At 70.1% G+C, this 22,083-nt stretch carries 26 protein-coding genes; 9 read left to right on the top strand and 17 right to left on the bottom strand.

What is annotated here, in order from left to right:
- Nucleotides 1-842: NAD(P)-binding domain-containing protein (locus ACFW6B_RS22865; protein ID WP_386598360.1), on the bottom strand; the 842-nt coding region annotated here is incomplete at its 3' end.
- Nucleotides 843-954: 112 nt separating this feature from the next.
- Between ACFW6B_RS22865 and ACFW6B_RS22860 the strand changes: the two genes are divergently transcribed.
- On the top strand, nt 955-1,320 hold the full coding sequence (locus ACFW6B_RS22860) for an ArsR/SmtB family transcription factor (protein WP_386598359.1): 366 nt from the start codon (nt 955-957) through the stop codon (nt 1,318-1,320).
- Nucleotides 1,317-1,811, top strand: coding sequence for a GNAT family N-acetyltransferase (locus ACFW6B_RS22855; protein ID WP_386598358.1), 495 nt, complete (start codon nt 1,317-1,319; stop codon nt 1,809-1,811). The genes ACFW6B_RS22860 and ACFW6B_RS22855 overlap by 4 nt, the downstream gene beginning before the upstream one ends.
- Here ACFW6B_RS22855 and ACFW6B_RS22850 read toward each other — a convergent pair.
- From ACFW6B_RS22850 to ACFW6B_RS22835, 4 genes are read right to left on the bottom strand one after another with little or no spacing between them, the layout of a single operon-like run.
- Nucleotides 1,804-2,346, bottom strand: coding sequence for a DinB family protein (locus ACFW6B_RS22850; RefSeq protein WP_386598357.1), 543 nt, complete (start codon nt 2,344-2,346; stop codon nt 1,804-1,806). The genes ACFW6B_RS22855 and ACFW6B_RS22850 overlap by 8 nt on opposite strands.
- Before the next feature lie 40 nt (nt 2,347-2,386).
- Complete coding sequence (locus ACFW6B_RS22845) at nt 2,387-3,427, bottom strand: ArsO family NAD(P)H-dependent flavin-containing monooxygenase (RefSeq protein WP_386598356.1); 1,041 nt, start codon at nt 3,425-3,427, stop codon at nt 2,387-2,389.
- Nucleotides 3,424-4,218: an aquaporin gene (locus tag ACFW6B_RS22840; protein ID WP_386598355.1), complete on the bottom strand. Its 795-nt coding sequence runs from the start codon at nt 4,216-4,218 to the stop codon at nt 3,424-3,426. Before ACFW6B_RS22840 ends, ACFW6B_RS22845 begins: the two co-directional genes overlap by 4 nt.
- Before the next feature lie 44 nt (nt 4,219-4,262).
- Nucleotides 4,263-4,577 carry an ArsR/SmtB family transcription factor gene (locus ACFW6B_RS22835; protein WP_386598354.1) on the bottom strand — a complete coding sequence of 105 codons (315 nt, stop codon included), beginning with the start codon at nt 4,575-4,577 and terminating at the stop codon, nt 4,263-4,265.
- Between the two features lie 71 nt (nt 4,578-4,648).
- Between ACFW6B_RS22835 and ACFW6B_RS22830 the strand changes: the two genes are divergently transcribed.
- Together ACFW6B_RS22830 and trxB are read left to right on the top strand one after the other, a co-directional pair.
- Nucleotides 4,649-5,071 (top strand): arsenate reductase ArsC, encoded by a 423-nt coding sequence (locus tag ACFW6B_RS22830; protein ID WP_386598353.1) that lies wholly within the window; start codon nt 4,649-4,651, stop codon nt 5,069-5,071.
- A gap of 7 nt (nt 5,072-5,078) precedes the next feature.
- Nucleotides 5,079-6,077 carry a thioredoxin-disulfide reductase gene (trxB, locus tag ACFW6B_RS22825; protein ID WP_386598352.1) on the top strand — a complete coding sequence of 333 codons (999 nt, stop codon included), beginning with the start codon at nt 5,079-5,081 and terminating at the stop codon, nt 6,075-6,077.
- Between the two features lie 89 nt (nt 6,078-6,166).
- Here trxB and ACFW6B_RS22820 read toward each other — a convergent pair whose 3' ends face one another.
- From ACFW6B_RS22820 to ACFW6B_RS22810, 3 genes are all read right to left on the bottom strand, one after another.
- Nucleotides 6,167-6,856, bottom strand: coding sequence for an ATP-binding cassette domain-containing protein (locus tag ACFW6B_RS22820; protein WP_386598351.1), 690 nt, complete (start codon nt 6,854-6,856; stop codon nt 6,167-6,169).
- Entirely contained in the window at nt 6,844-8,559 is a 1,716-nt protein-coding gene (gene pstC, locus ACFW6B_RS22815; protein ID WP_386598350.1) for a phosphate ABC transporter permease subunit PstC, read from the bottom strand. The genes ACFW6B_RS22820 and pstC overlap by 13 nt, the downstream gene beginning before the upstream one ends.
- 119 nt (nt 8,560-8,678) lie before the next feature.
- Nucleotides 8,679-9,596 carry a phosphate ABC transporter substrate-binding protein gene (locus tag ACFW6B_RS22810; RefSeq protein WP_386598349.1) on the bottom strand — a complete coding sequence of 306 codons (918 nt, stop codon included), beginning with the start codon at nt 9,594-9,596 and terminating at the stop codon, nt 8,679-8,681.
- 254 nt (nt 9,597-9,850) lie between these two features.
- Here ACFW6B_RS22810 and ACFW6B_RS22805 point away from each other — a divergent pair, with 254 nt between their 5' ends.
- Nucleotides 9,851-10,276 carry an ArsR/SmtB family transcription factor gene (locus ACFW6B_RS22805; protein ID WP_386598348.1) on the top strand — a complete coding sequence of 142 codons (426 nt, stop codon included), beginning with the start codon at nt 9,851-9,853 and terminating at the stop codon, nt 10,274-10,276.
- 24 nt (nt 10,277-10,300) lie between these two features.
- On the opposite strand, the gene ACFW6B_RS22800 is transcribed toward ACFW6B_RS22805, so the two are convergent.
- From ACFW6B_RS22800 to ACFW6B_RS22780, 5 genes are read right to left on the bottom strand one after another with little or no spacing between them, the layout of a single operon-like run.
- Nucleotides 10,301-11,008: a hypothetical protein gene (locus ACFW6B_RS22800; protein WP_386598347.1), complete on the bottom strand. Its 708-nt coding sequence runs from the start codon at nt 11,006-11,008 to the stop codon at nt 10,301-10,303.
- Nucleotides 11,005-11,352: a hypothetical protein gene (locus tag ACFW6B_RS22795; RefSeq protein WP_386598346.1), complete on the bottom strand. Its 348-nt coding sequence runs from the start codon at nt 11,350-11,352 to the stop codon at nt 11,005-11,007. Before ACFW6B_RS22795 ends, ACFW6B_RS22800 begins: the two co-directional genes overlap by 4 nt.
- The gene (gene gpmI / locus ACFW6B_RS22790) at nt 11,349-12,887 is read right to left on the bottom strand and encodes a 2,3-bisphosphoglycerate-independent phosphoglycerate mutase (protein WP_386598345.1); all 1,539 of its coding nucleotides are present in this window, start codon (nt 12,885-12,887) and stop codon (nt 11,349-11,351) included. Before gpmI ends, ACFW6B_RS22795 begins: the two co-directional genes overlap by 4 nt.
- Nucleotides 12,884-14,194 (bottom strand): 3-phosphoshikimate 1-carboxyvinyltransferase, encoded by a 1,311-nt coding sequence (gene aroA, locus ACFW6B_RS22785; RefSeq protein WP_386598344.1) that lies wholly within the window; start codon nt 14,192-14,194, stop codon nt 12,884-12,886. The genes gpmI and aroA overlap by 4 nt, the downstream gene beginning before the upstream one ends.
- A 34-nt stretch (nt 14,195-14,228) precedes the next feature.
- On the bottom strand, nt 14,229-14,546 hold the full coding sequence (locus tag ACFW6B_RS22780; RefSeq protein ID WP_386598343.1) for a hypothetical protein: 318 nt from the start codon (nt 14,544-14,546) through the stop codon (nt 14,229-14,231).
- A gap of 545 nt (nt 14,547-15,091) precedes the next feature.
- On the opposite strand from ACFW6B_RS22780, the gene ACFW6B_RS22775 reads away from it, so the two are divergent.
- Complete coding sequence (locus ACFW6B_RS22775; RefSeq protein WP_386598342.1) at nt 15,092-16,063, top strand: LuxR C-terminal-related transcriptional regulator; 972 nt, start codon at nt 15,092-15,094, stop codon at nt 16,061-16,063.
- A gap of 108 nt (nt 16,064-16,171) precedes the next feature.
- Here ACFW6B_RS22775 and ACFW6B_RS22770 read toward each other — a convergent pair whose 3' ends face one another.
- From ACFW6B_RS22770 to ACFW6B_RS22760, 3 genes are all read right to left on the bottom strand, one after another.
- Nucleotides 16,172-17,758: a GNAT family N-acetyltransferase gene (locus tag ACFW6B_RS22770; RefSeq protein WP_386598341.1), complete on the bottom strand. Its 1,587-nt coding sequence runs from the start codon at nt 17,756-17,758 to the stop codon at nt 16,172-16,174.
- Between the two features lie 72 nt (nt 17,759-17,830).
- Nucleotides 17,831-18,106, bottom strand: coding sequence for a hypothetical protein (locus tag ACFW6B_RS22765; RefSeq protein ID WP_386598340.1), 276 nt, complete (start codon nt 18,104-18,106; stop codon nt 17,831-17,833).
- Between the two features lie 235 nt (nt 18,107-18,341).
- Entirely contained in the window at nt 18,342-18,713 is a 372-nt protein-coding gene (locus ACFW6B_RS22760; protein WP_328449961.1) for a metalloregulator ArsR/SmtB family transcription factor, read from the bottom strand.
- Between the two features lie 95 nt (nt 18,714-18,808).
- Between ACFW6B_RS22760 and ACFW6B_RS22755 the strand changes: the two genes are divergently transcribed.
- On the top strand, nt 18,809-19,870 hold the full coding sequence (locus ACFW6B_RS22755; protein WP_386598339.1) for a permease: 1,062 nt from the start codon (nt 18,809-18,811) through the stop codon (nt 19,868-19,870).
- A 108-nt stretch (nt 19,871-19,978) separates the two neighbouring features.
- On the opposite strand, the gene ACFW6B_RS22750 is transcribed toward ACFW6B_RS22755, so the two are convergent.
- Nucleotides 19,979-20,299, bottom strand: a complete 321-nt coding sequence (locus tag ACFW6B_RS22750; RefSeq protein ID WP_386598337.1) for a metalloregulator ArsR/SmtB family transcription factor — start codon at nt 20,297-20,299, stop codon at nt 19,979-19,981.
- 190 nt (nt 20,300-20,489) lie between these two features.
- Here ACFW6B_RS22750 and ACFW6B_RS22745 point away from each other — a divergent pair, with 190 nt between their 5' ends.
- Together ACFW6B_RS22745 and ACFW6B_RS22740 are read left to right on the top strand one after the other, a co-directional pair.
- A complete protein-coding gene (locus ACFW6B_RS22745; protein ID WP_386598336.1) occupies nt 20,490-20,663 on the top strand; it encodes a hypothetical protein in 174 nt (57 codons plus the stop codon).
- Nucleotides 20,664-20,704: 41 nt separating this feature from the next.
- A complete protein-coding gene (locus tag ACFW6B_RS22740) occupies nt 20,705-21,952 on the top strand; it encodes a pyridoxal phosphate-dependent aminotransferase (RefSeq protein WP_386598335.1) in 1,248 nt (415 codons plus the stop codon).
- Nucleotides 21,953-22,083 lie beyond the last annotated feature (131 nt).

The raw sequence follows: 22,083 nt of genomic DNA, 5'->3' as shown, positions 1-22,083 counted from the left end.
ACGGCGTCGGTGCGGAAGCCGGTGACCGCGTCGGCGTGGCCGTCGTCGACGGCGGCCTTCGCGGCGAGGCCCAGGGCACCGCGGGCGGGGAGCTGGTCGGCGGTGCCGCCGCCGAAGGTGGAGCCGCTGATACCACGCCGCAGGATCCATACGGTGTGGGTGTCGGGGGTCTCCTCGGCGAGGTCGGCCAGGTAGGCGAGGGCGGTGAAGGCGGAGGCGCCGGAGCCGATGACCGCGGTGCGCCTGCCCGCGTACCGGGCGCGGACGGCCGGGTCCTTGAGGTCGGGGATCCGGTAGGAGATCCGGGCGGTCGCCGTCTTCTCACCGAGCGCGGGCAGGCCGTCGCCGCCGATGGGGCTGGGGGTGGACCAGGTGCCGGAGGCGTCGATGACGGCGCGGGCGGTGATCCGCTGCTCCGTGCCGTCGGCGTTGAGGATGCTGATGGTGAAGGGCTGCCGCTCGCGGTCGGCGTCGACGATGCGGTCGCGGCCGAGGCGGGAGACGCCGGTGACCTGGGCGCCGTAGCGAACCTTGTCGCCCAGGACGTCGGCGAGCGGCTGGAGGTACTTCTCGGCCCAGTCCGCCCCGGAGGGGTAGGTCGAGCCGTCGGGGGTGGTCCAGCCGGTGGGGGCGAGGAGCTTCTCGGCGGCCGGGTCGACGAGCTCGGACCAAGTGGAGAAGAGTCGTACGTGACCCCACTCGCGCACCGCGCTGCCGGCGGCGGGCCCGGCCTCCAGGACCAGAGGTGCGATGCCGCGCTCGACCAGGTGTGAAGCCGCAGCGAGGCCGGCAGGTCCGGCGCCGATCACGACGACGGGCAGAGCTTCGGTGTGTGTGGTCACGGCAGACTCCCATTGATTTGATGGACGTCGATGTCTCGATGCCACCAGAGTGGACCACGGATCGACATTCGTCAATATAGACATCTGTCGAATCTCGCTGCATGATGGATACATGTCCACTGTGAAGGTGCTGCCACTGCTGGAGCCGGAGGCCGTGGCCCCCTGCTGTCCGCCACTGACCGAACGCCCGCTGACGGCCGACGAGGCCGAGCGGAGTGCCGTGATGTTCAAGGCGCTCGGCGATCCCGTACGGCTGCGGCTGTTCTCGCTTGTCGCCTCCCACGAGGGCGGCGAGGCCTGCGTGTGCGACATCTCCGACGTCGGCGTCTCGCAGCCGACCGTCTCCCACCACCTCAAGAAGCTCAAGGAGGCCGGTCTGCTCAGCTCCGAGAGGCGCGGCACCTGGGTCTACTACCGGGTCGAGCCGTCCGTGCTCGCCGCCATGGGACAGCTCCTGACCCGCGCGGGTGCCGCGTGAGCGCGGCGATCACGCCTCTCGGCGAGGTGCACGCCGAAGAGGTCCTCGCGATCTACCAGGCGGGCATCGACGAGGGAAACGCCACCTTCGAGACCACGGCCCCCACCTGGGCGGACTTCGATGCGGCCAAACTCTCGGACCACCGTTTCGCCGCACTCGACGAGTCGGGCAAGGTCCTCGGCTGGGTGGCGGCCACCAAGGTCTCCGACCGCTGCGCGTACGCAGGCGTGGTCGAACACTCCGTCTACGTCCACCCCGGCGCCCGCGGACAAGGCGTCGCCAAGGCGCTTCTGCACGCGCTGATCGCCTCCACCGAAGCAGCGGGGATCTGGACGATCCAGTCCGGGGTCTTCCCCGAGAACGTCGCGAGCCTCGCCGTCCACGAGCGGGTCGGCTTCCGTGTCATCGGTATCCGTGAGCGCATCGGCCGCCACCACGGCGTGTGGCGCGACGTGGTCCTGCTCGAGCGCCGGAGCCCGCGGATCAGCTGAGCTCGCCGTTCAGGGTGAGCTGGCGGCGGTGGAAGTCGAAGTGCCGGGTCGGGTAGCTGTAGAGGTCGGCGAGCGTCATGAAGTCCTGGAAGAACGGGTCCCAGCGGACGGGGTAGTGCATGCCGCGGGCCAGGTCGGCATCGGATTCCACCGCGAGCCGGCGGTGCAGGGAGTCGATGACCCGGTCGAACGCGGCGCCCGTCCGGCGTGGCCCGAAGACCTTCACCGCCCCGCACGGGCCGACGTAGTTGACCCAGTGGAACGGGACCGTCGCAGCATTCAGCGCACGGGCGAAGACCCTGCTGGTGCTGCGGGGCAGCCGCCCGAAGACTCGGGCGAGGACCAGCAGCACCCGGACGACCATGTAGCCGAAGAGCATGTGCCACAGCAGTTGCTCGTTGGTCCACCGGGTACCGCGGGTGGGGCGGGCGAGGTCGGCTTCCGTGGCGGCGTCGAGCAGGTCGTGGAAGGTATGCCGGGCGCGTTCGTAGTCCGCGGACACCGCCTGCCGGTCCATCGCCATCTCGTTCATCATTCGCACCTGTCCACTGCGGTGATTCCCGCCCGGGGCGGTTTCAGGCGCCGAGGAGTTCGGCGATCTCGCGGACGGCTCCGCGGGCTGTGCGGCCGACGCCGATGAGGGTGGCGGAGGCGGGGCCGGTCCAGTCGCCGTAGCCGAGGAGGTGGATCCGGGGGTCGGCTGCGGCGCGGGTGCCCTCGGTGGGGATGCGGCCGCCCTCGGCGCGCAGGCCCAGGGGCGACAGGTGCGAGAGAGTGGGGCGGAAGCCCGTGCACCAGATGATCGCGTCGCAGGGCCAGATACCGCCGTCGGCCCAGCGGGCTCCGTCGGCCGTCAGGCTGTCGAACATCCGGTGGTCCGGGATGAGGCCGGCGTCGCGGGCGGCACGTACGGGCGGGACGGCGACGATGTCGCCGAGGTCCGAGATGCGGGGTCCGCCGGACTGGACACGCCGGGTGGCGAGTTCGAAGAGGGCGCTCCCGTCGATCTCGTCCGGGAGATAGCGGGCCGGGCGCTGGGTGACCCAGCGGACGGTGGCGTGCGGGGCGAGGTCGGCGGCGATCTGGGCACCGGAGTTGCCGCCTCCCACCACGATGACACGCTGTCCCGCGTAGTCCCGAGGGCTGCGGTAGTCCACCGTGTGGCGCTGGCGGCCCTGGAAGTGCTCGCGGCCGGGAACGGCCGGCAGGAAGGGACGCCACCAGGTACCGGTCGCGCTGATCACGGCGCGGGCCGTGAAGGCGCCGGAGTCCGTCTGGACGCGCAGGAGAGGTGCCTGGTCATGGACGGCCTCGACGCGGACACCCCGCTGGATCGGGAGTTCGTACCGTTTCTCGTAGTCGGCGAGGTAATCCAGTACGTGGGACACGTCCGGGAACGTCTTGCCCGCCTGCACCGGCATGAGCCGGCCGGGCAGGGAGGAATAGGCGGCCGGGGAGAACAGGTGCAGCGAGTCCCAGGCGTGCTGCCAGGCTCCGCCCGGGGTGGCCTGGGCGTCGAGGACGGTGAAGTCGATGCCCGCCCGGCGCAGGTAGTAGCCGGCGGCGAGCCCGGCCTGCCCGCCGCCGACCACCACCACATCCGCGTGCCGCGTCATGCGGCGGACTGCCTGCTGTCGGTCCTGCCGCGCATGAAGATGACCGCCACCAGGGCCAGGCCCACCGCGGCACCGATCAGCTGCATGCCGATGAAGGCGGGCACGGAGGCCGGGGCGATGCCCGCGAACGTGTCCGTGAAGGCGCGGCCGATCGTCACCGCCGGGTTGGCGAAGGAGGTGGAGGAGGTGAACCAGTAGGCGGCGCCGATGTACGAGGCGACGGCTACGGGGGCGAAGCGGAGGCGGTCGGTACGGGCCAGGCCGAAGATCAGCAGGATCAGGCCGGCGGTGGCGACGACCTCACCGAGGAGGAGGTGGCCGGCGGAGCGGTCGTGGGTGGACCACTTCACGAGCGGCTCGCCGAACATCGCGTCCGCCAGGACGGCGCCCGCGATGGCGCCGACGATCTGGGAGGGCACGTACACGGCGAGCTCGCGGGCGGTGACGCCCGCGCCGCCGCGGCGGGCGGTCCACCACTCGGCCAGGGTGACGGCCGGGTTGAAGTGGGCGCCGGAGACCGGGCCGAGGAGGGCGATCAGGACGCCGAGGCCGAAGACCGTGGCGGTGGAGTTGGCCAGGAGCTGGAGGGCCACGTCCTGGGTGAGCTCGGTGGCCTGGATGCCGGAGCCGACCACGACCGCCACGAGCGCGGCGGTGCCGACCAGCTCGGCGGCGGCCCGGGCGGTGAGCGGGGTGCGGGGCGGGGTCGCGCCGGGTGCGGGCTGGGGCGCGTCGGCGGCTATGACGGTCTCCGCTGCGGGGGCGGTGCCGAAGGGCTCGGTGGCGGTCAAGACAGGTTCTCCTCGGGCAGGTGAGGCAAAAGAGCGACTCCGGGCTACGGACAGGCCCGCTTGAGGTTCGCTTCGGCGGTGGCACGCGCGGTCCGAGCGAGGTCGGCGAACTGACCGGCGATGGCTTCGATGACCTCAGGGCGCACGCGGTAGTACACGAACCTGCCGCACGGCTCCGTCTCCACGACCCCCGCCTCGCGCAGCACCTTCAGATGGTTCGAGAGGTTCGTCTGCTTGGCTCCCGTCTCCTCCACGAGGTGGGTGGCGCACAGCGTCTCCTTGGCCAGGAGGGTCACGATCTGGAGCCTGAGCGGGTCGGCCAGAACCCGAAACAGATCAGTGTCGACTGACATCATCATGTGCTGATACTCTCACATCACTCGGGGCTGATACCAGTCCGGGCTGAGTCACTGGATTGAAGGAAGAGACGATGTCCTCCACCCCGCTCGCATCCGTGCTGTTCGTCTGCATCCACAACGCAGGCCGATCGCAGATGGCCGCCGGATTCCTGCGCCACCTCGCGGGCGACCGGGTCGAGGTCCGCTCCGCCGGCTCGGTGCCCGGAGACCGGATCAACCCCTCCGCCGTCGCCGCGATGGCCGAGCTGGGGATCGACATCTCCGACCAGAAGCCGAAGGTCCTCACCACCGAGGCCGCCCAGGCCTCCGACTACATCATCACCATGGGCTGCGGGGACGCCTGCCCGTACTTCCCCGGCAAGACCTACCTGGACTGGCAGCTGGAGGACCCGGCCGGCCAGGGCGTGGAGGCCGTACGCCCCATCCGGGACGAGATCAAGGGCCTGATCGAGGGCCTCATCGCCGAGATCGACGCGAAGAAGCAGGAGAGCTGACCACATCATGACGACCAACCCGACAGGCGCCCAGGACGTGCGCGAGGTCATCATCATCGGCTCCGGCCCGGCCGGCTACACCGCGGCTCTCTACACCGCCCGCGCACAGCTGAAGCCGCTGCTGTTCGGCAGCTCCATATTCGTCGGCGGCTCGCTCACCACGACCACCGAGGTCGAGAACTTCCCCGGCTTCCCCAGCGGCATCGACGGCCCGGACCTGATGGACAACATGCGGGCCCAGGCGGAGAAGTTCGGCGCCGAGATGATCGATGACGACATCGTCTCCGTCGACCTCAGCGGTGACATCAAGCTGCTGACCGACTCCGAGGGCACCGTCCACCGCGCGAGGGCCGTGATCATCGCGACCGGCTCCGGCTACCGCAAGCTCGGCCTGCCGAACGAGGACACGCTCTCCGGCCGCGGAGTCTCCTGGTGCGCCACCTGCGACGGGTTCTTCTTCCGCGACCGCGACATCGTCGTGGTCGGCGGCGGCGACACCGCCATGGAAGAGGCCACCTTCCTCACCCGCTTCGCCCGCTCGGTCACCATCGTCCACCGCCGCTCCGCCCTGCGCGCCTCCAAGACCATGCAGGACCGGGCCTTCGCCGACGAGAAGATCTCCTTCGCCTTCGACAGCGAGGTCGCCGAGATCAAGGAGACCGACGGCATGCTCTCCGGCCTGGTCCTGCGCGACGTCCTGACCGGCGAGACACGCGACCTCGACGCGACGGGCCTGTTCGTCGCCATCGGCCACGACCCCCGTACGGAACTCTTCGCCGACCAGCTCGAACTGGACGACGAGGGCTACCTCAAGACCCAGGCCCCCACCACCCGCACCAACATCCCCGGCGTCTTCGGCGCCGGCGACGTGGTGGACCACATCTACCGCCAGGCCATCACCGCGGCCGGCTCCGGCTGCGCCGCCGCCCTGGACGCCGAGCGGTACCTCGCGGCCCTCGGCGACGCTGCGCCGGCCGGCGAACCCGAGCTTGTAGCGGCGGGCTGAAACAGACGCCGGGCCCGGTCCGTCGTGATTGCGACACGACGGACCGGGCCCGGTTCCCGATATTTGCTGCGGCTCTTCGCGCCCCGTGCTCAGACGGCTGCCGAGGAGAGCGCCAGGGTTTCCGGCAGCTCCAGACGTACCGTGCGGTCACAGAGCCGTTCCACCTGCGCCGGATCGTGTGAGACGAGGAGGACCGTGCGGTTGCCGCGAAGGGCGGCCACCGACTCCTCGACCGTGTCCCGGCTCCGCTCGTCCAGGGCACTGGTGGGTTCGTCCAGCAGGAGGGCCGCCGGTTCCAGGGCCAGGGCGCGGGCCAGGCACAACCGCTGGCGCTGGCCGTTCGAAAGAGTCTGTGCCGGGGTGTCCAGCCGGTCGCGGACCTCGTTCCACAGACTCGCCTCCCGCAGCGCCTGCTCCACACGGTCGCGCATGTCCGCTCGGGAAGCACGCACCAGGTGCCGGAGGCCGAAGAGCGCGTTGTCCAGGATGCTGCCGCCGAAGACCACGGGTGTCTGCGGCACCAGGACGACCGTGCTCCGCAAGCCGGCGTCCCCCTTGCCGCGGCGGATGGTCCGCCCCTGGACCTCCACATGGCCGTCGCGGGTGAGGCCGTGGGGCAGCAGGTCGACCAGGGCGCGCAGCACCGTGGACTTGCCGGCGCCGGAGGGGCCGCACAGGCCGGTGGTCGATCCGGCTGTCAGCTCGAAGGTGACCGGGCCCACGAGAGTCTTCTTGCCGTCGAGAACCCGCAGGTCGCGGACGGCTATCACGTTGTCCATCGTGCTCCTTCGAAGCGGTTGCGCAGTGCCACCGCCAGGCTGAGAAGTACTGCGGTGATCAGAACCAGGACCAGTGCGCTGCCCCATGCCTGGTTGATCGCCTCCGGGGCGTTCGAGTCCTGGGACAGGGTGAAGATGTGGGTCGGCAGCGCCTGCACAGGGGAGTCGACGATCCCGGTCGGCAGGGCGGGCGCTCCGAAGAACACCGTGGCGGTGAAGATCAGGGGGGCCGTCTCGCCCGCTGCCCGGGCCAGACCGAGCAGCAGACCGGTGAGGGTGGCCGGCCAGGTGTAGGGGATGACCACGGAGCGGATGTACTGCGCCCGGGTCAGGCCGAGTGCCAGGGCGCTCTCGGTGAGTTCGCTCGGCATGCCGCGGATGCGGCCCGCGGTGGTCAGCGCGATGACCGGTACGACCACGGGGACCAGGACGATGGCCCCGGCCAGCCAGGACCGGCCCCATCCCATGGTCATGGAGAAGAGGACGTATCCGGCCAGGCCCAGCAGGATGGTCGGTGTTCCGCCGATGGCCACCGTGACGGTCTCCAGCACACGCGCTGTCCTCGCGGAGGCGTGGGCGCCGATCAGGATGCCCGCGCCGTAGCCGAGGGGCAGCGCGATCAGGGCCGTGGTGGCGATCAGCAGGAGTGTCCCGAGGATCTGGCCGCTCACACCGCCACTGGCCGCACCGGTGGCGGAGGAGAACCAGAAGGCCGGGTTGAGCGCGGAGCTGCCCCGTGTCACGAGGATGGCGAGCATCCCGACGAGGAGTGTTCCCGGCAGGAGCAGGGCTCCCAGTCGCAGCAGCGTCGCGAGCCGGTCCCGCGGAATGCGCAGCCACGCGGTGGCCCGGTGGGCGCGCAGCCCGCGCTTGGCGGCACGGCTCGATGTCCCTCGGGTGCCCCACACCGTGGCCGCGGCCACCAGGGCGAGCAGGATGATGCCCAGACCGCACAGCGCCGCGAAGTAGGGGCCGGAGGTTCCCGCGAGCATCGGCTCGGGGCCCGCGAGTTTGGTGGTCAGGGTCTGACCGGGGTGCACCAGGGAGGAGAAGAAGTCCCCGAGCGACTCCGGAAGTCTTCCGTCGGCCCGTCCCACGACCAGGAAGACCGCGATCGCCTCGCCGAGGGCCCGGGCGAGACCGAGCAGGACACCGGCGCGCATCCCCGGCCGTGCCTGGGGCAGCACGGCCGACCGTACGACCTCACGGCGCGTCAGGCCGAGGGAGTAGGCGGCCTCCCGATAGCGGCCGGGGACGGCGGCGAGGGCGTCCACGCTCACGGCCACGATCGTCGGCATGATCATTACGGCGAGCACGATGCCCGCGGCGAGCAGACTGTCGCCGCCCGGCACGTCACCCAGCGCGGCGACGAACGGGCGGACGACCATGACGCCGACGAGGCCGTAGACGATGGAGGGGACTGCGGCCAAGAGCTCGACGCTCAGCCTCAGGGGCTTGGCGAGGCGGGGAGGCAGGTATTCCGTCAGTGCGACGGCCGCCGCCCAGCCGACCGGGACGGCCAGCAGCAGCGCGAGGACACACACGACGGCCGAACCGTAGATCATGGCCAGGGCACCGAAGGTGCCGTTCACCGGGCTCCACGTCGGGTTGGTGACCAGGTCGGACCAGTCGACGTCGCCGCTCGCGATGCCGGTGGCCAGGTATCCGATCAGCACCGTCAGGATGAGGGCCACCGAGAACATCCCGGTGTGGACCCATCCCCAGACCCATCTCGCCCGCCCGGGGCGGCCGCCCCGGACGGGCGGCCGCGGCGTGGCAGATCCGGGCGCCTGGGAAGGGCGCTCCAGAGTGAGACTCACGGTCACATCCCCATCTGCTTGCGGCTCAGGTAGCCGTGCTTGGGCAGCAGCTTCTGGCCTTCCGCCGAGAGGACGTAGTCGATGTACTGCTTGACGGAGCCCTTCGGCCGGCCATCAGTGATCATGAACAGCGGTCGGGTCATCGGGTACTTGGAGGACTTCACGTTCTCGAGGGTGGGAGCGACGCCGTCCAGGGCCACGGCCACCAGGTCGTCATGGCCCGCGATGAAGCCGGTCGACAGCGGGCCGATGGAACCCCGGGTGGACTCCAGCTTGTTGAGGGTCTCCGTGTTGCCGCCGACGATGGCGTAGTTGTCGGACTTCGGCGGCGGCGGGGCCTTCTCCTCGCCGTAGACGAACTTGTCGAGCACCTCGCGGGTGCCGCGGCCGGGCTCCTTGTCGTAGACGAAGACCTTCAGGTCCGGGCCGCCCACCTGCGACCAGTTGGTGATCTTCCCCTCGAACAGGCCCTTGACCTGCTCCTTGGAGAGGCTCTTGACGCCGGCGTCGGCGACCTCCTTGGTGATGATGACGCCGACCGCGTCCGCGCCGATCTGCGTCGGGACGAAGTCGGTGTCGGGGTAGGCCTTGCGGTCCTCGTCCGACAGGGGCTTGGAGCTCAGTGCCATCGTGATCTGCTTCGAGCCGAGCTGGGAGATGCCGCCGGCCGAACCGCCCTGGGTGGCCACCGTGATGTTCAGACCCTTGGACTTGAGAGCCTCGGCGGCGTCGGACGCGACGGGGGCGACGGTGGTCGATCCGCTGGCCTGCAGCGCGGCCGAGTCGGCCTTGGCGGAACCCGCGCAGCCCGTCAGCGCGGTTGCGAGGAGCAGCGCGGCGGAAGCGGCGAGGCCGAGCTGCTTCCGCTTTCCGATGCGGAGTGACGGCGTCTGATGGGGCTCAGTGGTGATGACAGACATGGCGGTGCCTTTGCTAATAGACAGTGGGTTGAGTGAGAGTCGAGGGCGGGTGAACAACCCTGGCGATCAAGAGTCTGCTCGGCGGGAAGCCGCGGCAGAAGAGGTTGTGGGTGGCATCAACCGCGTGCGGCACCCACCTGCCTGGCAGGGCGTCCGGAGCGTGGTCCGGGCCTAGTTGAACGGCAGGCGAATAATGGCTGAATAGGATCATCCGCAATGCCGGACACCGCACCCGCGACCGTAGGGTGAATCGCATGTCCGCAGATCAGGCGACCGGCCGCTCCTCAGGCCTCCTGTCCTTCATCGACGAGGATCCGTCCTGCGGGCCGCCCCTTGAAGTGGATCCACTGCCCAGGAAACGGGCGGAGGTGCTCGCGAAGAACCTGAAGGGCATAGCCGACCCGACACGGCTGCAGATCCTCAGCGTCTTGCTCGCGGCCCCGGACGGTGAGGCGTGCGTATGCGATCTGACGCTGCTCCTGGGACTGGCCCAGTCCACCGTCAGCCAGCACATGAAGACCCTTGTGGACGCCGGCCTGGTGAACCGGAGGAAGCTCGGTACGTGGGCCTGGTACGCGGTCAGGCCCGAGCGGCGCGCCCTGCTCCATGCCCTGATCTGGGGCGATGAGGAGACAGCCGGGGGAACGCAGAACCCCGGGCGGGTCATGGTGGAGACATGACCCGCCCGGGGTGCGGTAGGAGTGTCAGGCGCTGACGGCTGCGCGGGCGGCCACCTCGGCCGCGAACGCCTTGATCAGCACATGGACGTTGCCGGGGCCGGAGACCAGCTCCGGCTGGAAGAGCGTGCCGATGAAGAACGGGTGGCCGGGGACCTCGGCGGCACGCGGGGCGCCCTCGGTGTCCCAGCCGCTGAACAGCACGCCCGCGTCCGTGAGGCGCTCGACGAACTCGGCGTTGAGGCCGTACTTGCAGTGGTACGTCTCGGTGGTCAGCTCCGCGTTGCCGTAGACGGCGGCCAGCCGGCTGCCCGCCGTGAGCAGCAGCGGTGCCTGCTCGCCCGCCAGGCAGCAGGTGAGCGGCACGATCAGTGGGGTCGGAGCCTCCGGGTCGTACTGCACGTCGTCGGCGTCGGTGAGTCCGACGACCGTGCGGGCGTACTCGATCAGCGCGTGCTGGAAGCCGCCGCAGGTGCCCAGGTAGGGGATGTCGTTCTCCCGGGCGTGCCGGACGGCTGACAGCACGCCGTCCTTGTTCTCGTACGGGGAGCCGGGCACCACCCAGATGCCGTCGAAGCCTTCGAGGGACTCGGGGCCGGTGACGGTTTCGGTGGGGACCCACTCGGTGTCCACGTCGAGCTCGTGCCGGAAGCTGTCGAGCCGGGCGTGGGCGGGGGACTTGCCGTGGTCACCGATCAGTGCGATGCGCGGCCGGGGTCCGAGGGCGGTGGTCATACGTGCTCCTGCGGGCTGTCGAGGATCCGTCCGAGCTGGACGAAGCCGTGGGGCGCGAGGTGGGCGACGAGTCGGCCGTCGCGCTCCTCGGTGGTCGAGCCGCCTCCGAGGAACAGAAGCGGGCCGTCGGTCTGCGGGAGCAGGGCCTCGGGCTGGAACTCCTGGATCTCGTCGGTGGTGTTGTGGACGCTCAGCACGTGGACGGTGCCGGCCGTGTTGGTGCGAATGTCGGCCTTGAGAGCCGGACCGAGGTCCAGGTCGCGCAGCGCGGCCTCGGTGGTGAAGACGGAGGCGAAGGCGGCGCCCCCGGGGGTGGTGGGTGTGATCAGCTGGGCTGCGGTCACAGGAGACTCCGGCCGGTCATGGCTGGGCTGCTCGGGCGGCCCAGCAGGTGCAGGACGGTGGGTGCGATGTCGGCGAGGCTGCCGCCGTCGGCGAGGTGCTCGGGAAGGAGCTGCCCGGGGGCCGCGACCACGACCGCCGGCACCGGGTTGGTCGTGTGACCGCCGTACGGGAGCGGGGTGCCGTCGGGGCCGGGCTTGGACATGCGTTCGGCGTTGCCGTGGTCGCCGACGAGGAGGACCCAGCGGCCTGTTGCCGCGGCGGCGGTCAGGATCTTTTCGACCTCGTGGTCGGTGTGTTCGGCGGCCTTGACGGTGGCGTCGTGGTCGCCGGTGTGGCCGACGACGTCGATGTTGGCGAGGTTGGCGATCACCAGGGCCACGTCGTCACGCCGGGCGGCGGCGGTGACGGCTTCGGTGACCCGGGCGAGGTTCATCTCGGGCCGGGTGACGTAGTCGGGGGCGGTGTCCGCGGTGATGCGGATGTGCTCCTCGACTTCGCGGGCCCGGTCGTCGCGGCCGTTGATGTAGTAGGTGACGTGCTCGAACTTCTCCTGTTCCGCGATGCGTACGGAGCGCAGGCCGTGCGTTTCGAGCGCGTCGGCCAGACCGCCCGAGGCGTCGGCCCGTCCGACCAGGGCGGGGATGGCCGCCTGGGTGTCGTACTGGGTCAGGGACAGGATGTCGACGTCCGTGTCGGTGAGGATCTGGACGAGATCGTCCGCGAGCTGCTGGATGCGGTCGCTGCGGAAGTTGGTGAAAAGGATCGTGTCGCCGTCGTGGACGGTGGCGAGCGGCTCACCGTCGGCGTCGGTGAGGACGGTCGGGGTGACCCATACGTCCCCGTTCTGCGCGCCGGCCAGGACCTGCTGGTAGTCGCGGGCGGTCGCGCCCTTGCCGTCGGTGATGGCCTCGCTGACCTTGGCGGTCAGTTCCAGGTCGCCGCTCTTGTCGAGGCCGTAGCCGCGACCGGAGACGGTGGCCAGGGCACCCGTGCCGGTGGCGGCGAAGAACTCCTCGACCCGGCCCAGGTAGTGGCCGGCGGTGCGGTCGGCGACGTCGCGGCCGTCGGTGATGGCATGCACCCACACGCGCTTCACACCGCGGGACGCCGCGATGGACAGGAGCTCGTGGAGGTGGTCGACGTGGGCGTGGATCATCCCGTCGGAGACCTGGCCGATGAGGTGCAGGGCACCGCTGTCGGCGGCGAGCCGGTCGAGGGCTTCGGTCAGGCGCGGGTTGTCCCGCAGCAGACCGGAGTCGATCTGCCGCTGGACCAGGACGCTGTCGTAGTCGAGCGGCCGGCCGGCGCCGATGACCATGTGGCCGATCTCGGAGTTCCCGACGGTGCCGGGGAGCAGGCCGACGTGCTCGCCCGACGCTTCCACGAAGGTGGAGGGGTGCTTGGCGGCGATGGCGTCGAGGACGGGGGTGTGGGCGTCGGTGAGCGCGTTGCCGGGCCCGGGGGCGGCGTGGCCCCAGCCGTCGAGGACGAGCAGGATCCCGGGGGTTCCGGCGGAGGTGTCGGAGCCGGTCACCGCAGGGTGTCCAGGGTGTTCCAGAAGGCCGGGAAGGACTTGGCGACGCAGCCGGGGTCGTTGATGACGACGCCGGGGGTGCGCAGGCCGATGATCGCGAAGGTCATGGCGATGCGGTGGTCGTCGTAGGTGTCGATGACCGCGCCGTGCGGGGTGCCGCCGTGGATGGTCATGGCGTCGTCGTACTCGTCGACGGTGATACCCATCTTGCGGAGCTCGGTGGTGACGGCCGCGATGCGGTCGCACTCCTTGACGCGCAGGCTGGCGATGTTGGTGATGTGGGTCTTGCCCTTGGCGAAGGCGGCGACCGCGGCGAGGGACGGGACGACGTCGGGCATGGCGTCCATGTCGACCTCGATGCCGCGCAGGTCGCCGCCCTTGACCGTGATCGAGTTCTCGGCGATCTCGACGTGGGCGCCCATCCGGCCCAGGACCTCGGCGAGGCCGACGTCCCCCTGGTGGGAGGTGGAGCCGATGCCGGGGATGGTGACCCGGCCGCCGAGGATCGCGGCGGCGGCGATGAAGTAGGACAGGCCGGAGGCGTCGGGCTCGACGACGGCGTGGCCGCCCTTGAAGGACTGGCCGGCCGCGATCTTGAAGCGGCGGTAGCCGTCGCGCTCGACGGTGATGCCGTGTTCGGCGAGGGTGGCCAGGGTCATCTCGACGTACGGCTTGGAGACCAGTTCGTCGACGATCTCGATCTCGGTGTCCTGCTGGGCACGAACGGAGCTGATCAGGATCGAGGACGTGTACTGGGAGGAGATGGCGCCGGAGATCTTCGTCCTGCCGCCGACGAAGTTGCCGCCGGTGACCTGGATCGGCGGAGAGCCGTTGCCGCGGACCGCGACCGCCTCGACGCCCAGGCCCGGCAGGGCCGCGAGCAGGTCACCGAAGGGGCGCTCCTGCATACGGGTGTTGCCGGTGATGGTGGTGACGCCCTCGGCGAGTCCCGCCAAGGAGATCAGGAAGCGCAGCGGGGTGCCCGCGCCACCGACGAAGATGTCGTCCTCGGGGGCGACCATCGGCTTGCCGGTCGGAGTGAGGGTGAAGCGGTGGTTGTCGTGGTCGATCTCGACGCTGACGTGCCCGAAGGAGGCCACGGCGTCGGCGAAGTAGATGGTGTCGTCGGAGACGAGGGCGCCGTCGATCACACCGGTCTTGCCGTCGAGGGCGGCCAGAGCCGCGATCGCGATCTGGCGGTTGGTGTAGGACTTGGATCCGAGGACCTTCACCTCGTGGTCGATCGAGTCGATGGTCTCGACGGTGAGCTGCTCGGCCTTCAGCCGCGGGTCGTTGATACCGCTCATGGGTGGGACTCCTGGTGATGGTGTGTGATCTGCGTCACGCGAATGCGGCGCCCGAGCCGGGCAGGGCATCGGGAAGCTGAGGGGCGGCGGAAATTCGCCAATTGGCCAATGTGGGACTGGAATTGAGTGCGCGTCGGCAAATCTCGGCCGCCGCGGACAATGCGCTGTCGGGGCTGCTGGTCTGGTGAAAGAACGTCAGATCGATGCGTCCGGAAGTCGTCTTCGCGTGGACGTGTTCGAGGTCGTCGCCCGGCATTGCGGCAGCCCACACGATGTCGGTGACCACTGCCGATTCCAGCTTCGCGGCCTCGGCTTCCCTGGCGGCGACGAGCGTGGCGGTGGCCATGAACATGGGGCCTCCAGGCCGGGCGGTGAGCCCTGGGACGGACCACACGTGCTGGTCGGCTTCAGCCTGGGTGACGGCACTGTAGAGCTCCGTGTGGCGGCACTTGGGGCCGCAGCCGTGCCCGCCGGCGGGGGAAAAGCCCAGTGCGACCGCGGCGGCTCTGTTGATCAGGCGCAGGGCTTTCCGCGCAGCAGGCATGGCTGTCCTCCGTGTGGTGGAATGAAGGTTTTCGCTCAGATCAGGGGGCGTTCTCGACGCGCTGCGGATTCCGTGTCCGAGGATCTCCGCCGCCCTGTGATCACTATTTTGCTGACCATTTCCAGGGGGCGGAAGAGTTCCCCCCTGGCACGAAGTGCGACCGGCAGGCACCTGCCTGAAAGTGGCCTGAACTGCGACACCCGAAGACCCGAAAGGTGCCCACGCCTGTGATCACTCTGTGAACATGCCTTGTCGCGCAGACCCCTGACCTGCAAAGATCGGCGCCCGCCGATGCGTTAACAGATCGTCTCGACATGTAAGACGTCAAGCGGGGGGTCGCTGTGCTGGCAAGTTTGGGACTGGATGCCGAAGCCGAGTCTGTCTACCGGCTGATGCTCACCCAGCAGGACTGGGGAGTTGCGGAAATCGCAGTCCACCTGGGCTGCTCGGAGGAGTCCGTACGGTCCTCGTTGGACCGGCTGGCCGAACTGAACCTGCTGCGCCGCTCCATGCAGGCACCCGGCGGACTCAGACCCGTCAGCCCGGATCTCGGTTTCCAGCTGCTGCTCCAGCGCCAGCAGGCTCATCTGCTCGCCCAGCAGCAGCAGTTCGCCGAGAGCCAGGCGGCCATCAGCAAGCTCCTGGACGAGTACTCCGAGCTCCGGACGGGCGAGCGGCACGGCGTCGAGTACCTCCAGGGCATCGACGCCATCCAGACCCGCCTCGAAGAGCTCGCCCATCGCTCCACCAGTGAGTGCCTGTCCTTCATGCCTGGCGGCGCGCAGTCCGCGGCGAGCCTGGATGCGAGCCGGCCGCTGGACGAGGACCTGATGCGCCGGGGCGTACGAGTCCTGACCGTTTATTTGGACAGCGTCCGCAACGACAACCCCACGGTCGAATACGCCCAGTGGCTCCACAGCGACGGCGGCGAGGTCCGTACCGTGCCGGCCCTGCCTCTGCGCATGGTCCTGTTCGACCGCGAAGTGGCCCTGCTGCCGGTGGACCCGAACAACACCAAGAAGGGCGCGGTCCAGCTGACCGGCCCCGGTGTGCTCACCGCCCTTGGCGCCCTGTTCGAACAGGTGTGGGAGTGTGCGGCCCCGATCGGCAGCACCCGCGACCGCGACGAGGCCGGCCTCACGGCGCAGGAGCGTGAGCTGCTGCGCCAGCTCACCCAGGGGGCCACCGACGAGATCGCGGCGAAGAAGCTCGGCATCGGCCTTCGCACGGCCCGCCGCATGATGTCGGAAATGATGGCCCGCCTTGGTGCGCGCAGCCGCTTCGAGGCCGGCGTCCTGGCGTCGAAAGCCGGCTGGACCGACTGAGACTCCCTCCCCCTCGCGCGGCACCCCCTCCCGCAACGCGAGCAAGGCCCGGTGCGCGACGAGTCGCGCACCGGGCCTTGTGGGGGGTGTTGAGTTGTGGACCAGGGGTCAGCCGCAGCAGCCGCCCTCCGGCTGGAGAGGCTGGATCGGCTCGTAGGCGTTTCCGCCGAGCAGCTTGGCCTTCAGGCGGCCGATGGCCGTGGCCGGCACCTCTTCCGTCGTCGCGCCCAGCGCCTCGCGGCGGGACTGCCCGAAGGCGGCGTGCAGCCTGGCGACCTCGGCACGCAGGTCGGTGTCGGTGACCAGGATCGCCGAGCGGATCTGGCGAGGCTTGAAGCCGCGCAGCCGCTTGGCCTCGTCCGCACCCGGGCCGGCTTCGATGGACGTGACGCCTTCGGCGTAGGCATCACGCAGTGGCCGGTCCAGGACGATCTCGAAGTAGATGCCGCTGCGTTCGCCGAGCGCCTCGTAGTCGAATCCTGCCCACTTCACGAACAGTCGTTTGCCCTGGCGCACGGTCACCGAGACGGCGACGAGCTGCTCGTCCTTGTGGACCAGGTACGCGCGGACGTCGGCCCCGCCCTCGACGAGCGCGCCGAGCAGAGCCCCGATGTGCGCCTCGTCCTCGCCGCCGCCGTACTTCTGGCGGTTCTGGGTGATGAGTTCGGAGATCCGGCCGACCAGCGGGCGCAGCTCCTCGCGGTCCTTGCGCTCGATGCGGGTGCCGGAGCCGTCGGCCCGGTCGCGGTCCTCCTTCACACGGCGGCGCTTGCGGGCCGGGAGGGAGGCCAGGTAGGCGTCGTAGCTGTCGTGCTGGAGATCCAGGAGGTTGTTCTCGCCGTGGAAGGCGATGTCACCGCCGTACGCCTGAAGGGCGAGCGCGAGGACTTCGCTGTGCGGGCTGTCGTGCAGCCAGGGGGCGACGATCGACCGTACGCCCGCCTCGGTGGCAGCCGGGACGATGCGGTCGATCAGGTCGGCGACCAGCAGCGGATCCTCGACCGAGGCGGAGGCCTCGGAGCGGTAGCCGAGCGGGGAGCCGAGCAGCAGCGCCGGGAAGAAGGCGTCCGCGCCGAGCGCCTCGACGGTGTCGTTGGTGGTGTCGCAGCAGGCGGTGGCCGAGCAGCAGGCCACGGCGCCGTCCTTGGGCTGCCAGCCCAGGTAGGTGCGCGGGTCGGCGTCCACGATCGGGGCGGCGTCGAAGAGGAAGCCGGGCAGGAAGGCGAGTTCGCCCTCGCCGCGGTCGGCCACGGTGTACCAGGGCTTGGCGCCTTCGAGGCTGGCCTCGGTGGCCCGGAGCCAGTGCGGAAGGACGTACGGCGCGGGGTCGGTGACCTGCGGGACGCTGCCGCCGAGGGCCGCGACCGCGTCGTCGAGCGACAGGCCGGTCCGTACGTCGGCCGGGTCCTCCTGCTCGGTGCTGCCGCAGCAGGAGACGGGCTCGGGCTCGGCGGGACCGCAGCATCCGGTGGCGGCCTCGACCGGCTCCGGCTCGGGGTCCGCGGCCGGGCCGCAGCAGCCGGAGGACTCCTCGGCCTTCGCGGGTGCGGCCTCCTCCGTCGCGCCGCAGCAGGAGGATTCCTCCTGCTCGGCGGCCTCGGGGGCCGAGCAGCAACCGGCGGTCGGCTCTTCCAGCACCACGAGCGCCGGGGCCGGCTCCTCAGTGGTGGCGCTGCAGCAGGAGGTGGTGCTCATCTCTTCTTCTCCTCGGGTGGTGGCTCTGGGCGTCAAGCCGGGTCAACGGGTCGTGGCTACGAGGGCAGGAGGTCAGTCCCAGCCCGCGCCGTTGGTGGAGGGGTCGATCGGGGCGGTGTCCCAGCCGGCACCGGCCAGGGTCACGGGGGCGGTGTCCCAGCCGGCACCGGCCAGGGTCTCGGGGGCGGTGTCCCAGCCGGCACCGGCCAGGGTCTCGGGGGCGACGTCCCAGCCGGCGCCGACCCGGGAGCCGAGCGGCGAGGAGCCCAGCGCGGAGACGGAGCCGAGTCCGATCACGGACACCAGGACGGCGGCGGCAAGGCTCATCGAGGTACGCGAAACAGACATGGCTATCCCCTTGAAATGACAGTGGCTTTTTTGGCGACCGGCGGCCTGGTGGCCGGTAGTCCTGGGGGCTTGTCGCCCTCCCGGTGTCCATGAGTCTGTCCGAGGTCACCCAGGGTGCGGAAGAGATCACTGCTGGCATGAAGCGCGCCCGGCACCCTCATGCCTGAACATGCCAAAAGGCCGGTCACCTGCGCGCGGCGCGAGGGTAACCAGCCCTTTGCTGAAACGGGTTGGGTCAGGCGGGGAGAAGATCCGGCGAAGGGTCCAGGGCCTGGCACAGCACGGTCATGCTCCCCGGCGCGATCCGGTAGTACGTCTGACGCCCACGCCGCTCACGCTCCAGGAAGCCGGCCTCGAAGAGCACCTTGAGGTGGTGCGTGACGGTCGGCTGGGTCAGCCCCAGCGGCTCGGTGAGGTCGCAGGTGCAGGCCTCGCCTCCCGACTGGGTGCGGATCAGCCCGAGCAGCCGCAGCCGGGTGGCGTCCGCGACGACCTTCAGCGCGGCGGCGAGGTCATCGGCGGCCTCCGGGGTGAGCGGGCCGGCGAGCACGGGGGAGCAGCAGAGCTCCGAGATGGGCGTAGGCATACCTGATTCAACGACGGTCATCTATGGATTGTTCCCCAAACGCATTGACAGTCATCTATGAGTCGGGCAGAGTTCAACCCATCGACAGCCGTCTATGAGTTGAGTTGGAGCTCCCCGTGTTCGACACCGTCCTCGACGTCCTGGGCCGCACGGCCTCGGACGTCGGCCACTCCCTCTCCGCGAACTGGCCCTTCCTGCTGATCAGCGTGGTCGTGGCCTCGGCCATCCCGGTGTACGTCGGAGCGGAGCGCCTCTCCTCCTGGCTGCGACGCAAGACGCTCTGGGCGGTCATCGGGGCGGTCGTCCTGGCCACACTGACGCCGTTCTGCTCCTGCGGAACCACCGCGGTCGTCCTCGGCGCCCTCGCCACGAGCGTCCCCTGGGCCCCGGTCATCACCTTCATGGTCGCTTCGCCACTGACCAGCCCGGAGGAGCTCGTCTATTCCACGGGCCTGTTCGGCACCAACTTCGCCATGACCTTCTTCGTGGCGGCGATCGTCATCGGCCTCTTCGCCGGCCTCGTGACCTGGCTCATCGAAAAGACCGGCTGGCTCGAGGGCCAGGCCCGCCTGACCTCCACCGAGGCTGAGAAGAAGGCCGAAGAGAGCTGCTGCACCGGCGGTGACGCCGAGGCCGACGACATCTCGGGCGGCGGCGTCAGCACCCCGGCCGGCTCCGGCGGTGGCGGCCTGGCCCGTACGGCCCTGCTGAACCGGCCCATCGCCCCGGCGCCGGCCCCCGCGCCGGTCGAGACCAGTCTGGTCAAGCGGTGGAAGCTCGACGAGTTCGGCAACGAGCTCATGGTCACCAGCAAGCGCCTCGCGCTCTACTTCCTCGGCTTCGCGACCCTGGGCTTCCTGATCATCAACTCGATCCCGACCCGCTACCTGACCGAGTACCTCGGCGGCGGCCACTGGTACTCCGTCCCGCTCGCCGCGCTCATCGGCATCCCGGTCTACCTGAACTCCGACGGCTCGCTGCCGCTCGTCGCCACCCTGATGAAGGGCGGAATGGGCCCCGGCCCGGCGCTCGCCTTCCTGATGACCGGCGCGGGCACCAGCGTCGGCGCCATCAGCGGCATGCTCCTCATCGCCCGCTGGCGCGTCGTGGCCCTGGTCGTCGGCATCCTCTTCACCGGTGCGGTCGTCCTCGGCTACACCGCCCCGATGTGGCTCTGATCCACCCGGCCTGAGCGCCAACGCAACAGACGGCAACGGCCCGCCCCCTGCTCCGGGGCGGGCTGCAGCCATGTTCGGGGGCGGGAGCGCGCACCGGCTCTCCTGCGGTCAGGCAGGGGTGACGCAGGAGCCCTGCCCGAGCATCGCCTTCATCGCGGAGAGCTGACCGATCAGGGCGTCCAGTCGGTCGGAGCGCACCCGGTAGTACACCTCGGTCGCCCTGCGTTCGGAGGACAGCACCCCGGCCTCCCGAAGCTTCCGCAAGTGATGGCTGATGGTCGGCCCCGAGACGGAGAACTCCGCGGCGATCTCTCCCATGCAGACCTCGCCGGCCGGGCAGCAGGCCACGATGCTGGCGATTCTGAGCCGCACCGGGTCCGCCAGCGCCTTGAACGCGGCTGCCAGATCGGCCGCTTCGGCGGCGGTCATGGGTTCAGGGCAGCAGGGTGCGGGGACCCCGGCGGGTGCAGGCTCGATCATGCGCCCAATCTGGCCGATCGGAGCCCCCTCCGTCCAGATCCGCCCGAGAGTCGGGACGTGACACCAAATCCATTGACGAGCATCTATGAATCCTGTCATCCTATGAGTCATAGACGCTCATCTATGAATCGAGGATGTCATGCCGTCCATTCGTCACTCCATCCGCAAGTTCCGCCAAGCCCGCAACGACGCGTTCGTCGCCCGCGTCCGCTTCTGCGACGGATGCGCTGAAGTCAGCGATCCCGTAAGCCGCTCCGACAAGTTCCGCCGCGTCCAGAACTCCGCGATCGCCCTTCACGGCGCACGCATCTGAACCCCGTCGCACCCGCACCGAACCCCACCCCGAGGAACGCCGTGAGCACTGCAACGCCCGCCCCCGAAGCGATCAGCCGCGTCCGTCTGGCCCGACGGGCCGCGCAGGTCCCGCCGTCCGCGACCGCCGCCCTGGACGCCCAGGCAAAGGCGCTGATCGCCCAGGGGGTGGACGTCATCAACCTCACGAGCGGTGAGCCGGCCTTCCCGACCGTCGAACCGGCGGGCCAGGCCGCCCTCGATGCGATAGCCGCGGACTTCACCCGGTACACCCCCGCCGCGGGCATCCCCGAACTGCGCGCGGCGGTCGCGGAGTTCCTCAACCGGCACGGAACGACGTACGAGCCGGGGCAGGTGGTCATCACGGCCGGGGCCAAGCAGGCCCTCCACTACGCCTTCACCACCCTGGTCGAACCTGGCGACGAGATCCTCATCCCGGCCCCTTACTGGGTCAGCTACCCCCATCTCGCCGCCCTGGCCGGAGGCACCCTGGTGCCCGTGCGACCTGCCCCCGGCGCAGGACTGAAGGTGACCGCGGACCAGCTGCGAGCCGCGGTCACCGACCGGACCCGGGTCATACTGCTCAACAACCCGGCCAACCCTTCCGGCGTCGTCTACGACCGGACCGAGCTCGCCGCCCTCGTCCAGGTCGCCATCGACCACGACCTGGCGATCATCAGCGACGAGATCTGCGACCACTGGGTCTTCGGCGCCGCCGAACACGTCTCCGTCGCCGCCCTCGGCCCCGAGGCCGCACAGCGCACCCTCACCATCGGCGGCGTCTCCAAGACCTTCGCCATGACCGGCTGGCGCATCGGCTGGGTCGCCGCCCCCGCCCCTGTGGCCCAAGCCATCACGGCAATCCAGAGCCACACCGCCTCCGCCCCGTCCTCCATCTCCCAGAAGGCAGCCCACGGCGCCCTGACCGCAGACCTCACCTCCGAGCTGGAACGCCGGCGACTGGAGCTGGACGAGCGCCGCCGGACCACCATCAAGGCCCTCGCCGACATTCCCGGCATCGAGGTCGACGGCAATCCGGAGGGCGCCTTCTTCCTCCTTGCCGACGTCTCCGGCACCTACGGCCGCACGCTGGCGGGCCGTACCATCACCTCCGCCGCGGACTTCGCGGAACTGCTCCTCACAGAGGCCAACGTCGCGGTCGTCCCGGGCGCCGACTTCGCGGCGCCGCACCACGTCCGCATCTCGTACACGGTCCCCCCAGACCGCCTCACGGAGGCGCTGGGGCGGCTCGCGGCCTTTGTGGACGGACTCGGGAAGAGGACTGCGTAGGCTCGCCTCATGGCCGGGGAGTGTCTTCGACCTCGCCCGCTACGCCGCGGATCTTCGACAGGTTCTGGTGTGGTCCTCGGCAGCCGAGTGATTCGAGGAGTAGAGGACTAGCAGGAACAGGTGGTGCTGGA

This window comes from Streptomyces sp. NPDC058751, from assembly GCF_042746485.1.
Taxonomy (GTDB): Bacteria; Actinomycetota; Actinomycetes; order Streptomycetales; family Streptomycetaceae; genus Streptomyces.
This window is presented reverse-complemented; position numbering and strand designations above follow the sequence as displayed.

What these genes read in the sequence shown, in the direction of transcription:
- ACFW6B_RS22860 (WP_386598359.1), top strand. Translation starts at nt 955, where the DNA reads ATGTCCACTGTGAAGGTGCTGCCACTGCTGGAGCCGGAGGCCGTGGCC.
- ACFW6B_RS22850 (WP_386598357.1), bottom strand. Translation starts at nt 2,346, where the DNA reads ATGATGAACGAGATGGCGATGGACCGGCAGGCGGTGTCCGCGGACTAC.
- ACFW6B_RS22845 (WP_386598356.1), bottom strand. Translation starts at nt 3,427, where the DNA reads ATGACGCGGCACGCGGATGTGGTGGTGGTCGGCGGCGGGCAGGCCGGG.
- ACFW6B_RS22835 (WP_386598354.1), bottom strand. Translation starts at nt 4,577, where the DNA reads ATGATGATGTCAGTCGACACTGATCTGTTTCGGGTTCTGGCCGACCCG.
- ACFW6B_RS22830 (WP_386598353.1), top strand. Translation starts at nt 4,649, where the DNA reads ATGTCCTCCACCCCGCTCGCATCCGTGCTGTTCGTCTGCATCCACAAC.
- trxB (WP_386598352.1), top strand. Translation starts at nt 5,079, where the DNA reads ATGACGACCAACCCGACAGGCGCCCAGGACGTGCGCGAGGTCATCATC.
- ACFW6B_RS22820 (WP_386598351.1), bottom strand. Translation starts at nt 6,856, where the DNA reads ATGGACAACGTGATAGCCGTCCGCGACCTGCGGGTTCTCGACGGCAAG.
- pstC (WP_386598350.1), bottom strand. Translation starts at nt 8,559, where the DNA reads ATGTTCTCGGTGGCCCTCATCCTGACGGTGCTGATCGGATACCTGGCC.
- ACFW6B_RS22810 (WP_386598349.1), bottom strand. Translation starts at nt 9,596, where the DNA reads ATGTCTGTCATCACCACTGAGCCCCATCAGACGCCGTCACTCCGCATC.
- ACFW6B_RS22805 (WP_386598348.1), top strand. Translation starts at nt 9,851, where the DNA reads ATGTCCGCAGATCAGGCGACCGGCCGCTCCTCAGGCCTCCTGTCCTTC.
- ACFW6B_RS22800 (WP_386598347.1), bottom strand. Translation starts at nt 11,008, where the DNA reads ATGACCACCGCCCTCGGACCCCGGCCGCGCATCGCACTGATCGGTGAC.
- aroA (WP_386598344.1), bottom strand. Translation starts at nt 14,194, where the DNA reads ATGAGCGGTATCAACGACCCGCGGCTGAAGGCCGAGCAGCTCACCGTC.
- ACFW6B_RS22780 (WP_386598343.1), bottom strand. Translation starts at nt 14,546, where the DNA reads ATGTTCATGGCCACCGCCACGCTCGTCGCCGCCAGGGAAGCCGAGGCC.
- ACFW6B_RS22770 (WP_386598341.1), bottom strand. Translation starts at nt 17,758, where the DNA reads ATGAGCACCACCTCCTGCTGCAGCGCCACCACTGAGGAGCCGGCCCCG.
- ACFW6B_RS22765 (WP_386598340.1), bottom strand. Translation starts at nt 18,106, where the DNA reads ATGTCTGTTTCGCGTACCTCGATGAGCCTTGCCGCCGCCGTCCTGGTG.
- ACFW6B_RS22760 (WP_328449961.1), bottom strand. Translation starts at nt 18,713, where the DNA reads ATGACCGTCGTTGAATCAGGTATGCCTACGCCCATCTCGGAGCTCTGC.
- ACFW6B_RS22750 (WP_386598337.1), bottom strand. Translation starts at nt 20,299, where the DNA reads ATGACCGCCGCCGAAGCGGCCGATCTGGCAGCCGCGTTCAAGGCGCTG.
- ACFW6B_RS22745 (WP_386598336.1), top strand. Translation starts at nt 20,490, where the DNA reads ATGCCGTCCATTCGTCACTCCATCCGCAAGTTCCGCCAAGCCCGCAAC.